This window comes from Streptomyces sp. NBC_01092, assembly GCF_045039535.1.
GTDB lineage: Bacteria > Actinomycetota > Actinomycetes > Streptomycetales > Streptomycetaceae > Streptomyces.
In genome coordinates this window covers 7,432,739-7,445,406 of sequence record NZ_CP108659.1, presented here as the reverse complement: position 1 = coordinate 7,445,406, position 12,668 = coordinate 7,432,739, and the positions used below count along the sequence as shown (strand labels likewise).

9 protein-coding genes are annotated in these 12,668 nt (G+C 69.9%); 2 read left to right on the top strand and 7 right to left on the bottom strand.

Going from position 1 to position 12,668, the window contains the following annotated elements; translation table 11 throughout:
* Positions 1-47 precede the first annotated feature (47 nt).
* The 6 genes from serA to OG254_RS33920 form a co-directional block, all read right to left on the bottom strand.
* Positions 48-1,637: a phosphoglycerate dehydrogenase gene (gene serA / locus OG254_RS33945; protein ID WP_405589408.1), complete on the bottom strand. Its 1,590-nt coding sequence runs from the start codon at positions 1,635-1,637 to the stop codon at positions 48-50.
* A gap of 231 nt (positions 1,638-1,868) precedes the next feature.
* On the bottom strand, positions 1,869-2,867 hold the full coding sequence (ilvC, locus tag OG254_RS33940) for a ketol-acid reductoisomerase (protein ID WP_351188214.1): 999 nt from the start codon (positions 2,865-2,867) through the stop codon (positions 1,869-1,871).
* A 119-nt stretch (positions 2,868-2,986) separates the two neighbouring features.
* Entirely contained in the window at positions 2,987-3,514 is a 528-nt protein-coding gene (gene ilvN, locus OG254_RS33935; RefSeq protein WP_147993910.1) for an acetolactate synthase small subunit, read from the bottom strand.
* Positions 3,515-3,536: 22 nt separating this feature from the next.
* The gene (locus tag OG254_RS33930; protein WP_351188212.1) at positions 3,537-5,393 is read right to left on the bottom strand and encodes an acetolactate synthase large subunit; all 1,857 of its coding nucleotides are present in this window, start codon (positions 5,391-5,393) and stop codon (positions 3,537-3,539) included.
* 237 nt (positions 5,394-5,630) lie between these two features.
* On the bottom strand, positions 5,631-8,648 hold the full coding sequence (locus OG254_RS33925) for a putative bifunctional diguanylate cyclase/phosphodiesterase (RefSeq protein WP_405589404.1): 3,018 nt from the start codon (positions 8,646-8,648) through the stop codon (positions 5,631-5,633).
* Between the two features lie 451 nt (positions 8,649-9,099).
* Positions 9,100-10,050: a 2-hydroxyacid dehydrogenase gene (locus tag OG254_RS33920; protein WP_405589401.1), complete on the bottom strand. Its 951-nt coding sequence runs from the start codon at positions 10,048-10,050 to the stop codon at positions 9,100-9,102.
* A 75-nt stretch (positions 10,051-10,125) separates the two neighbouring features.
* On the opposite strand from OG254_RS33920, the gene OG254_RS33915 reads away from it, so the two are divergent.
* Both OG254_RS33915 and OG254_RS33910 read left to right on the top strand, forming a co-directional pair.
* Positions 10,126-11,124: an aldo/keto reductase gene (locus tag OG254_RS33915; RefSeq protein ID WP_405589399.1), complete on the top strand. Its 999-nt coding sequence runs from the start codon at positions 10,126-10,128 to the stop codon at positions 11,122-11,124.
* 128 nt (positions 11,125-11,252) lie between these two features.
* Positions 11,253-12,413, top strand: coding sequence for a PQQ-dependent sugar dehydrogenase (locus tag OG254_RS33910; RefSeq protein WP_405589396.1), 1,161 nt, complete (start codon positions 11,253-11,255; stop codon positions 12,411-12,413).
* 6 nt (positions 12,414-12,419) lie between these two features.
* On the opposite strand, the gene OG254_RS33905 is transcribed toward OG254_RS33910, so the two are convergent.
* Positions 12,420-12,638, bottom strand: a complete 219-nt coding sequence (locus tag OG254_RS33905; protein ID WP_147993904.1) for a DUF6191 domain-containing protein — start codon at positions 12,636-12,638, stop codon at positions 12,420-12,422.
* Between the last annotated feature and the right edge of the window lie 30 nt (positions 12,639-12,668).

The following is a 12,668-nucleotide window of genomic DNA, read 5'->3' as shown; positions in this document are numbered from 1 at the left end:
GGGCCGAAGCGGGGGTCTGGGGGCGGCAGCCCCCAGTCACCGTCTACTCAGGTCAGGTTCACGGCACGAGCGGACGTCGCCCCGATCTCCGCCGCGACCTCGGCCAGCACCCCGGAGGGCACCGTGTCATCGACGGTCAGGACGGCCAGCGCCTCGCCACCGGCGACCGCACGCGACACCTGCATACCGGCGATGTTGATCCCGGCCTCGCCGAGGATCCGGCCGACGGTGCCGACGACACCCGGACGGTCCTCGTACCGCAGCACGGCCATGTGGTCGGCCAGCGCGAGGTCCACGTCGTACTCGCCGACCGCGACGATCTTCTGCAGGTGCTTGGGGCCGGCCAGCGTGCCGGACACCGACACCTCCTCGCCGTTCGACAGCGTGCCGCGCACGGTGACGACGTTGCGGTGGTCGGTCGCCTCCGAGCTGGTCGTCAGCCGCACCTCGACGCCACGCTCCTGGGCGAACAGCGGGGCGTTGACGTACGACACGGTCTCGTCGACCACGTCCTCGAAGACACCCTTGAGGGCGCTGAGCTCCAGCACCTTCACGTCGTGCTGCGTGATCTCGCCGTACACCTCGACGTCGAGGCGGACCGCGACCTCACCGGCGAGCGCCGTGAAGATCCGGCCGAGGCGCTCGGCGAGCGGCAGACCCGGCTTGACGTCCTCGGCGATGACACCGCCCTGGACGTTCACCGCGTCCGGGACCAGCTCACCGGCGAGCGCGAGGCGCACCGACTTGGCGACGGCGATACCGGCCTTCTCCTGCGCCTCGTCGGTGGAGGCACCGAGGTGCGGGGTGGCGACGACCTGGTCGAACTCGAAGAGCGGGGAGTCCGTGCAGGGCTCCTTCGCGTACACGTCCAGACCGGCACCGGCGACCCGGCCCTCCTTGAGGGCGGAGTACAGCGCCTCCTCGTCGACGATCCCGCCGCGCGCGGCGTTCACGATCCGCACGCTCGGCTTGACCTTGCGCAGCGCCTCGTCGCCGATGAGGCCGACGGTCTCGGGGGTCTTGGGCAGGTGGACGGTGATGAAGTCGGAGACCTCGAGCAGCTCGTCAAGCGACAGCACCTTGACGCCCATCTGCGCGGCGCGCGCGGGCTGGATGTAGGGGTCGTAGGCGACGACCTTCATGCCGAAGCCGGACATGCGCTGGGCGACCAGCGCACCGATCCGTCCCAGACCCACGACACCCAGGGTCTTCTCGGCCAGCTCCACACCCGTGTACTTGCTGCGCTTCCACTCGCCGTTCTTCAGCGCGGCGTTGGCCTGCGGAATGTGGCGGGCGGTGGCGACGAGCAGACCGCAGGCCAGCTCGGCGGCGGTCACGATGTTCGAGGTGGGGGCGTTGACGACCATGACGCCGGCCTTGGTGGCGGCGGAGACGTCGACGTTGTCCAGGCCGACGCCGGCTCGTGCGACGACCTTGAGCTTCTTCGCCGCGGCGACCGCCTCGGCGTCGACCTTGGTGGCGGAGCGGATCAGGATCGCGTCGACCTCGGCGATGGCCGGGAGCAGCTCGGCTCGGTCCGCTCCGTTGCAGTGCCGGATCTCGAAGTCGGGGCCGAGCGCGTCGACGGTGGCAGGCGACAGCTCTTCAGCGATGAGTACGACGGGTTTCGAGCTCACGTGAGTCCTCACAAGTCCAATGCGGACGGCCGTCCCGACGGCCGCAGGCGGTGGAGGGTTGCTAGCCGCGTGGAAGACGCACGACGCTGTGGGCCTGACGCGTATGTAGTAAGGCAGTGTAGTGGCGCGGTGAGAGGCGTCTTGCGCCTCCGCGGAAGGATCACCCGTCCGTGATGCGACGGGTTGGACAACGGGGCCGGAGCAGCACGCTCCGGCCCCGTCAAATGAGGCTTACGCCTCCTCGTTCACCCAGCTCATGAGCTTGCGCAGCTCCTTGCCGGTGGTCTCAAGCAGGTGCTCGGAGTCCTGCTTCTTGTACTCGTTGTACTTCTTCAGACCGCCGTGGTACTCGTCCATCCAGGCCTGGGCGAAGGTGCCGTCCTGGATCTCGGCGAGGACCTGCTTCATCTCGGCCTTGGTGGCGTCGGTGATGATCCGCGGGCCGGTGACGTAGTCGCCCCACTCGGCGGTCTCGGAGATCGACCAGCGCATCTTCTCCAGGCCGCCCTCGTACATGAGGTCCACGATCAGCTTCAGCTCGTGCAGGCACTCGAAGTACGCGATCTCCGGCTGGTAGCCGGCCTCGGTCAGCGTCTCGAAACCGGCCTTGACCAGCGCGGCCGTACCACCACAGAGGACGGCCTGCTCACCGAACAGGTCGGTCTCGGTCTCCTCGGTGAAGGTCGTCTTGATGACGCCGGCGCGGGTGCCGCCGATGCCCTTGGCGTACGACAGGGCGAGCGCGAAGGCGTTGCCGGAGGCGTCCTGCTCGACGGCCGCGATACAGGGAACGCCGCGGCCCTCCTCGTACTGGCGGCGGACCAGGTGGCCCGGGCCCTTCGGGGCGACCATGCAGACGTCGACGCCGGCCGGGGGCTTGATGAAGCCGAAGCGGATGTTGAAGCCGTGACCGAAGAACAGGGCGTCGCCGTCGTTCAGGTTCGGGGCGATGTGCTCCTCGTAGACCTGGCCCTGGATCGGGTCCGGCACCAGGATCATGATGACGTCGGCCTCGGCGGCGGCCTCCGACGGCGTCACCACGCGCAGGCCCTGCTCCTCGGCCTTCGCCTTGGACTTGGAGCCCTCGTGCAGACCGACACGCACGTCGACACCCGAGTCACGGAGCGACAGCGCGTGGGCGTGGCCCTGGCTGCCGTATCCGATGACCGCGACCTTGCGGCCCTGGATGATGGACAGGTCGGAGTCGGCGTCGTAGAACAGCTCGGCCACTTTGGGTTCTCTCCTTGTGTGCAGATGTTGCGTCCCACCGTATGACGGTGGCGGTGGGGGAAGTCGCAGGGTCTCGGAATACGGGCGGCCGGTTTCCCCCCGGCCGCCCGAAAGCGTGGCTACGCCGACCGGTCGAGGGCGCGCAGCGACCGGTCCGTGATCGAACGCGCGCCACGTCCGATCGCGATCGTGCCGGACTGGACGAGCTCCTTGATGCCGAACGGCTCCAGCATCTTCAGCATGGCCTCCAGCTTGTCGCTGGAGCCGGTGGCCTCGATGGTGACGGCCTCCGGGGAGACGTCGACGGTCTTGGCGCGGAACAGCTGGACGATCTCGACGATCTGGGAGCGGGTCTCGTTGTCGGCCCGCACCTTCACCAGAACGAGTTCGCGCTGAACAGCCGAACCCGCTTCCAGCTCAACGATCTTGAGCACGTTGACGAGCTTGTTGAGCTGCTTGGTCACCTGCTCCAGCGGCAGGTCCTCGATCACGTTCACCACGATGGTGATACGGGAGATCTCCGGGTGCTCGGTGACGCCGACCGCGAGCGAGTCGATGTTGAAGCCGCGCCGGGAGAACAGGGCGGCGATCCGGGCGAGGATGCCCGGCGTGTTCTCCACCAGGACGGAGAGCGTGTGCTTGGACATGGTCTTTTTACGTCTCTCTCGCTCAGTCGTCTTCGTTGTCGCCGAAGTCGGGGCGGACGTCCCGGGCGGCCATGATCTCGTCGTTGGAGGTGCCGGCGGCGACCATCGGCCACACCATCGCGTCCTCGTGGACGATGAAGTCGACGACGACCGGACGGTCGTTGATGGAGTTCGCCTCTTCGATGACCTTGTCGAGGTCGGCCGGGTTCTCGCACCGGATCGCGTAGCAGCCCATGGCCTCCGACAGCTTCACGAAGTCGGGGACGCGGGTGCCGGCGCTGGGCTGCTTGCCGTCGGCCTCGGGGCCGCTGTGCAGCACGGTGTTGGAGTAGCGCTGGTTGTAGAAGAGGGTCTGCCACTGGCGGACCATCCCGAGGGCGCCGTTGTTGATGATGGCGACCTTGATCGGGATGTTGTTCAGGGCGCAGGTGGTGAGTTCCTGATTGGTCATCTGAAAGCAGCCGTCGCCGTCGATCGCCCAGACCGCCTTCTCCGGCACTCCGGCCTTGGCGCCCATCGCGGCCGGGACCGCGTAGCCCATCGTCCCGGCGCCGCCGGAGTTCAGCCAGGTCGCGGGCTTCTCGTACTGGACGAAGTGCGCGGCCCACATCTGGTGCTGGCCGACGCCCGCCGCGAACACCGTCCCCTCGGGGGCGAGTTGACCGATCCGCTCGATGACCTGCTGCGGGGACAGCGAGCCGTCCTCGGGCTGGTCGTAGCCGAGCGGGTAGGTGTCGCGCCAGCGGCTCAGGTCCTTCCACCAGGCGGTGTAGTCGCCCTTGTGGCCCTCGGCGTGCTCCTTCTGGACGGCCTGGACCAGGTCGGCGATGACCTCGCGGGCGTCACCGACGATCGGCACGTCGGCGGCGCGGTTCTTGCCGATCTCCGCGGGGTCGATGTCGGCGTGGACGATCTTGGCATACGGGGCGAAGCTGTCCAGCTTGCCGGTGACGCGGTCGTCGAAGCGGGCTCCGAGGGCGACGATCAGGTCGGCCTTCTGCAGCGCGGTGACGGCGGTGACCGCACCGTGCATGCCCGGCATTCCCACGTGCAGCGGGTGGCTGTCGGGGAATGCGCCGAGCGCCATCAGGGTGGTGGTGACGGGCGCTCCGGTGAGTTCGGCGAGGACCTTCAGCTCAGTGGTGGCACCGGCCTTGATGACGCCGCCGCCGACGTAGAGGACGGGCCTCTTGGCGGCGGTGATCAGCTTGGCGGCCTCGCGGATCTGCTTGGCGTGCGGCTTGGTGACGGGCCGGTAGCCGGGCAGGTCCATGACGGGCGGCCAGGAGAACGTGGTCTTCGCCTGCAGGGCGTCCTTGGCGATGTCGACCAGGACCGGACCGGGGCGGCCGGTGGAGGCGATGTGGAACGCCTGCGCGATCACCCGGGGGATGTCCTCGGCCTTGGTGACCAGGAAGTTGTGCTTGGTGATCGGCATGGTGATGCCGACGATGTCCGCCTCCTGGAAGGCGTCCGTGCCGATCGCCTTGGAGGCGACCTGGCCGGTGATCGCGACCATCGGCACGGAGTCCATGTGCGCGTCGGCGATCGGCGTGACCAGGTTGGTGGCGCCCGGTCCCGAGGTCGCCATGCAGACGCCGACCCGGCCGGTGGCCTGCGCATAGCCGGTGGCGGCGTGACCGGCGCCCTGCTCGTGCCGGACCAGGACGTGGCGCACCCTGGTGGAGTCCATCAGCGGGTCGTACGCCGGGAGGATCGCACCACCGGGAATGCCGAATACCGTGTCGGCGCCGACCTCCTCGAGCGAACGGATGAGGGACTGCGCACCCGTGACGTGCTCGGGCGCGGACTGGTGTCCTCCGGATCGGGGCCGCGGCTGCGGATTATGGGCCCCGGTGGCCTGCTCGGTCATCGGCATTCTCTTCTCGATGCTGAGGGTTTTTGCGAAGTTTGAGCGGAGTTTCGATGCTGCACGACTGGTGCCTGTGCAACAAAAAACCCCTCGTGCCGTAAGGCAAGCGAGGGGAGCGCGCCGGTGGTGGTCGCTGGGAGTTCCGGGTCTGTCCGGACGTCACCAGCTTCAGCCGACGCGCTTTCCAAGTACGAGAATTCGGGTGCGCATGGCACTGACCCTCCCCCCGGCGCCCACCCACTGTCAAGTAGGTGGGACGGGAGTCTCATTATGTGAGCGAAGGGCACTGCCGCCTCCGAGAACAACGGGGACACCACTGGTGTACACCCCCGCGCCCCCACCGGCGAACGCGGGCTCGGCCGGCCCGTGCGGTACCGGATAGTGGCCGGAACTGAGCGCCCGGCGCAGCCGGTACTCGTCCAGTGGCCCGGAGAACGCCATGCCCTGCCCGTGCATGCACCCCATCGCCCGCAGTGCGACGACCTGCTCCGGCAGGTCCACGCCGTCGGCCACGGACTGCAGCCCGAGGTCGGTGGCGATCCGCAGCAGCCCGCTGGTGATCTTGTGCAGCCGCGCGGACTCGACGACGCCCTCGACCAGACCGCGATCGAGCTTGAGGACGTCGACGGGGAGCCTGCGCAGTGCGGTGATCGCCGCGTACCCGCTGCCGAAGCCGTCCAGGGCTACCCGGACACCGAGTCTGCGCAGGCCGCTCAGGCGGCGCTCCAGATCGTCCAGCGAGATCCGTGGGTCGAGATCGGACAGCTCGATGACCAGCGACCCGGACGGCAGCCCGTGCCGGGTCAGCAGCGCCTCGATCGACCCGAGCGGCATCGACCGGTCCAGCAGCCGGCGCGCGCCCATCCGTACCGCGACGGGTACGGCGAGCCCGGTCGCGGTGCGCTCGGCGGCCTGCTCGACGGCCTCCTCCAGCATCCAGCGGCCCAGCTCGGCGGTCTTGTCGCTGTCCTCGGCCACCCGCAGGAACTCGGCGGGCGTGAACAGCACCCCTTGCGAGGACCGCCAGCGCGCCTGGGCGGCGACCGACGTGATCCGGCCGTCCGCCAGGCACACCACGGGCTGGTGCAGCAGCGCGAACTCGCCGTCGTGCAGCGCGGCCCGCAGGCGCGTGGCCAGCTCGGCCTTGCGTACGACGTCCTGCTGCATCTGCGGCTTGTAGAGCTCGACGCGTCCCTTGCCGCTCGCCTTGGCGCGGTACATCGCCAGGTCGGCGTTGCGCAGCAACTCCCCCGCGCCGAGGCCCGGTTCGGCGAAGGCGACGCCGATGGAGGCGTTGACCCGGACATCGTTGCCGTCGATGAGGTAGGGCTGCGACAGCGTCAGCCTGAGGCGGTCGGCGAGCTCCAGGATGTGGCGTTCACGGGCGGCGCGGTCACGGGTGTTGTCCCCGACGATCAGGGCCGCGAACTCGTCGCCGCCCAGCCGGGAGGCCGTGTCGCCCTGCCGGACCGCCTCATGGAGTCTGCGGGCTGCCTGGACGAGCAGCTCGTCGCCGGCCTGGTGTCCGATGGTGTCGTTGACGCCCTTGAAGCCGTCGAGGTCGATGAAGAGGACGGCCGTGTTGCGCAGGGCGATGCCCCGGTCGGAGGCCCGGCGGCCGGACAGGGCCTGCTGGACGCGCTGGGTGAACAGCGCGCGGTTGGGCAGGTCGGTGAGCGGGTCGTGCTCGGCGTTGTGCTGGAGCTGCGCCTGGAGGCGCACTCTTTCGGTCACGTCCCGGCTGTTGAAGATGAGGCCGCCGTGGTGCCGGTTGACGGTCGACTCGACGTTGAGCCAGCGGTCCTCGCCGGACCGGAAGCGGCACTCGATGCGCGTAGTGGGTTCCTCGAGTGGGCTGGCGGCGAGGAAGCGGCGCACCTCGTGCACCACGCAGCCCAGGTCCTCCGGGTGGATGAGATTGGCCAGTTCCGTACCCACCAGGTCCTCGGCGGGGCGGCCGTAGACCCCGGCGGCGGCCGGGGAGACGTACCGGAGGATGCCGTTGGGCGCGGCGATCATGATGACGTCGCTGGAGCCCTGCACCAGGGAGCGGAAGTGGTTCTCCTTCTGCGCCAGTTCCTGGGTGAGGGTGATGTTGTCGAGCAGCATGATGCCCTGGCGCACCACGAGCGCCAGCACGACGGTGCCACCGGTGATGAGCACCACGCGGTCGACGCTGCGGCCGTTGAGGACGTTGTAGAGGATCCCCAGGGTGCAGACGGCGGCGGCGAGGTACGGGGTGAGCGCGGCCAGGGAGCCCGCGATCGGGCGGGTGACCGGGTACCGGGTGTGATCACCTCCCTGCGGGGGTGTGTGGTGATGGCTTCCGGAGCGCTGGCCCGGCAGGTGCTCGTGCACCACGCGCGTGTGCCCCGATGTGCCGTGCCGGTCGCACTCCTCCTGCCCGTTCCGGGGCTGGGCCCACGGGGCGTAGGCCAGGAGCAGCGAGCCGGCGAACCAGCCCGCGTCGAGCAGCTGGCCGGAGCGGTAGTTGTTGTGCAGCAGGGGCGAGGTGAACAGGGCGTCGCACATCACGGTCAGTGCGAGCGCCCCGATCGCGGTGTTGACCGCGGTGCGGTTGGCCGAGGAGCGCCGGAAGTGCAGCGCGAGCACCATGCTGACCAGCGCGATGTCGAGCAGCGGGTAGGCCAGCGAGAGCGCGGTGTGCGCCACGCTCGCCCCTCCACTGGAGTCGATCTTGGCCGCCTGGGCCAGCGCGAGGCTCCACGCCAGCGTCAGCAGCGAGCCGCCGATCAGCCAGGCGTCCAGCCCGAGACAGACCCAGCCGGCCTTGGTCACCGGGCGCTTGGCGAGCACCAGGAGTCCCACGATGGCGGGCGGCGCGAAGCACAGGAAGAACCCGTCGGCGTACGAGGGGCTGGGCACGGGCAGCTCCAGGACGACCTCGTACCACCCCCAGACCAGGTTGCCGAGGGCCGCCATGGCCGAGGAGAGCGCGAACAGCAGCCATGCGGGGCGAAAGCGGATACGGCCCCTGCGGGCGTAGCGGAAGCAGGACACGGCGGCGGCGCCCGCCGCGGCGGCCAGCCCGAAGTCACCCATGACCAGCGCGACTTGGTCCGAACCCCAGCCGACCGCGGAACCGACGGCGTATCCCGCGCACACCAGGGCCAGAGCGAGTTGCGGAAACAGTCCCGAGCCGTTGCCGCTCGACGAGGGACGAGGCAGTGTCACCGCCGACGGGCGCTGGGCGCGCAGCGCTCCGTCGAGCGTCGTCGTGGGGGGCGGTGGCGAGCTCACCGGACCCTCCCGGTCCGCGCCGCTCGCGGGTCCCGAGGGTCCCGCCCCGCTGGGTGCTCATGCCGCCTGCGGCTGCTGTGCCTGCGGTGGTGATGGTTGTGACGGCAGCCGTGGGTGCCGTGGTGACCGCGTCTGCGCGCGGCCGCTCGCCAGGGTCGCCGCCGACGGCCCCGTCGCGTCCGATCGCTCGTCCATAGGCCGTGCATCGCCCGTCGCCCCCCTCACAAATCTGAAATGTCCATCCCCGGCGCCGAAAGTACGCGGCGCTGCCCCTGTCGGGACGATACACCAGTCTCGTCACTCAGGGACATAGCATCTCTACGCTCCGTGACGACCAGCGCATATGCGAGTACGGACCGCTTCCGGGAGGTTGCGGACGGTACTCGAACCGGATTATGGGCCTGTTACGCACGACACGCGCGGCACCCGCGCGATAGTCAACCCGTGAGCGTCACGCGTGCGTCGTGCCCGTCGTAAGGATCACGTTGCGCAGGGGCTCCCGGTTCACATAACGACTCAACTGGTCCACCAGCAGCCGCTTGGCGCGCGGCAGGAACGCCGATGTCGGACCGCCCACATGAGGGCTGATCAGGACTCCCGGGGCCTGCCACAGCGGGTGGTCCTGAGGCAGCGGCTCGGGGTCGGTGACGTCCAGGGCGGCGGTGACGCGCCCGCTCTCCAGCGCGGCCAGCAGCGCCTTGGTGTCCACGACGCCCCCACGTGCGACGTTGACCAGCAGCGCACCGTCCTTCATCCGGGCCAGGAAGTCCGCGTCGACCAGGTGCCGGGTGGCGTCCGTCAAGGGCGTGGACAGGATGACGACGTCGGCTTCCGGAAGCAGAGCGGGCAGTTCGGTGAGCGGATGCACAACGCCGCGCGCCGTGGTGCGCTCAGAGCGCGCGACGCGCGCCACCCGCGCGAGCTCAAAGGGCGCGAGCCGGTCCTCGATGGCGGCCCCGATCGAGCCGTATCCCACGATGAGGACGTTCTTGTCCGCCAATGCGGGACGGAACCCGCCGAGCCACTCCCCCCGCTCCTGCGCCCGCACGAAGTCGGGAACGCCGCGCAGCGAGGCGAGGATCAGCGTGAGCGTGAGCTCGGCGGTGCTCGCCTCGTGCACCCCGCGTGCGTTGCACAGCCGTACGCCGGGCCGCAGATGCCTGAGGCCGGGCTCGACGTGGTCGGTGCCGGCGGAGAGCGTCTGCACGACCTCCACGTTGGACATCTGCGACAGGGGACGCTGCCCGAGCCCGGGCGGCTTCATGTACGGGACGACGTAGAAGGCGCACTCGGCCGGGTCTGCGGGGAAGTCCTCGGCGCCGTTCCAGAAGCGGTAGTGGGGGCCTTCGGGGAGGCCCTCGATCTCCTGCGGCGGGATGGGGAGCCAGACGTCAGCAGTCATGGTCAGGAGGCTATGTCAGGGAACTTGAGCGCAGAGGTTAGGTTGGGGTGCCGGAAGAGGGAGGGTTACGGCCAGGTGGAGCGCAGGACGATCGGCGCGGCGGCACTCGCGGTGGGAGCCGTCGGGCTCGGGTGCATGCCGATGAGCTGGGCCTACAGCTCGTCGCGGCAGCGGGGCGAGGAGTCGGTCAGGGCGGTGCACCGGGCGCTCGATCTGGGCTCGACGCTGCTGGACACGGCCGACATGTACGGCCCGTTCACCAACGAGCTGCTGGTGGGGCGGGTGTTGAAGGAGCGCCGCCAGGACGCGTTCGTGTCGACCAAGGTCGGCCTGCTGGTCGGCGAACAGCACATCGTGGCCAACGGCCGCCCCGGCTATGTGAAGCGGGCCTGCGACGCCTCTTTGCGCCGCCTTCAGACGGATGTGATCGACCTCTACCAACTGCACCGCGCCGACCCCGAAGTGCCCGTCGAGGAGACGTGGGGCGCGATGGCGGACCTCGTCCGGGCGGGAAAGGTACGGGCGTTGGGGCTGTGCGCGGTGGGCGCGCGAGGCGGCCGCCGCCTCGGAACGCGCCTGCACGACGCGACGATCCGGCAGTTGCAGCGGGTGCAGCAGGTCTTCCCGGTGAGCGCCGTGCAGGCCGAGCTGTCGGTGTGGTCGCCGGAGGCACTGGAGGCGCTGCTGCCGTGGTGCGAGGCCCGCGGCGTCGGCTTCCTGGCGGCGATGCCGCTGGGCAACGGCTTCCTCACCGGCACGCTCACCCCGGGCCAGGGCTTCGAACCGGACGACGTGCGCGCCCGGCATCCCCGCTTCACCGCGGAGATGATGGCGGCGAACCAGCCGATCGTGGCCGGCCTGCGCCGCGTCGCGGCCCGCCACGGGGAGCAGGTCACGTCGGCGCAGGTGGCGCTGGCGTGGGTGCTGGCCCAGGGACGGCACGTCGTCGCGATACCGGGGACCAAGCAGGAACGCTGGGTGATGGAGAACGCGGGGGCCGGGGCGCTGCGGCTGACCCCACAGGACCTGGCCGAGGTGGCGGAGCTGCCCAGGGCGCGGGGATCCTGGGACTGACGCCGCGAGGGTTCTGCGGCCCTGGCGGGAAACGACCCGGGGGCGTCGCTGATTCAGGGTTCATGGATCGGGAACCTCTGAGGCGCGAGCGGTGTAAGAACAGTAGAACCCGCCGCATCGAAGGGACCGTGATCGTGCAACGTCGAGTTGTGTCGGCCGTACTGGCCGCGGCTGCACTCCTGCTGACGGCCGGCTGTTCCTCCGACGACGGGGACTCGCCGGCCAAGGGCGGAGACAGTGCACCGAGCAGGACCACGGCCTCGCCCACCGCGCAGGCGGCCGAGACCCCACCGGCGCAGGGCTCGGTCAAGGTGGTGCGCACGGTCGCCGAGGGCTTGAACACCCCGTGGGGCCTGGCCCCGCTCCCGGACGGCGACCTGCTCGTCTCCTCCCGCGACGACGCCACGATCACCCGTGTCGACGGCGAGACGGGCAAGAAGACCGAGCTGGGCGAGGTGGCCGGGGTGTCCCCGGCGGGCGAGGGCGGGCTGATGGGCCTGGCGCTGTCCCCGGACTACGCCTCGGACCACATGGTCTACGCGTACTTCACCTCGGCCTCGGACAACCGCATCGTCCGCATGCTGTACGACGAGCAGCGGCCTGCCGGCGACCAGCTGGGCGCGCCCGACACGATCTTCAAGGGTATCCCCAAGGGCTACATCCACAACGGCGGCCGGATCGCCTTCGGCCCGGACAAGATGCTGTACGCGGGCACCGGGGAGAGCGGTGACACGGGCCTGTCCCAGGACAAGGAGTCCCTGGGCGGCAAGATCCTCCGTCTGACACCGGAGGGCGAGCCGGCGCCGGGCAACCCGTTCCCCGACTCCCCTGTGTACTCGTTCGGCCACCGCAATGTGCAGGGCCTGGCCTGGGACTCCGAACAGCGGCTGTTCGCCTCCGAGTTCGGCCAGGACACCTGGGACGAGCTCAACGCGATCAAGCCGGGTGACAACTACGGCTGGCCGGAGGCCGAGGGCAAGTCGGACGACACCGCGTTCCACAACCCCCTCGCCCAGTGGGGCACCGACGACGCCTCCCCGAGCGGCATCGCCCACGCCGAGGGGTCCCTCTGGATGGCGGGCCTGAAGGGCCAGCGGCTGTGGCGCATCCCCCTGAACGGCACGGAGGCCTCGGCGGACCCCCAGGCCTTCCTGGAGGGCGAGTACGGCCGGCTGCGGACGGTCGTCCCGGCGGGCGGGGACAAGTTGTGGCTGATGACGAGCAACACGGACGGGCGGGGTGACCCCAAGGACGGGGACGACCGGATCCTGGAGCTGCAGGTGACCTGAGCGGGCCTACTGCTTGCCGCCGTCCTCGTCGGCCTCGGTGTCCTCGTCGGTCTTCTCGCCCGACGGCTCGGGCGGGCGCACGATGACCTTCCCGGACGCGAGATCTATCGGTCCGTGCCCGGGGTCGTTGTCGCCGACGTCCTCGCGGGTCAGTTCCAGGCGGTTCTGTTCGTCCCGGGTGTGCTTGCGGCCGGGGGCGAAGAGTTCCTCGAACGCGTTGAACACGAAGCCCTCCCTGCACTGACGTCCCTTACA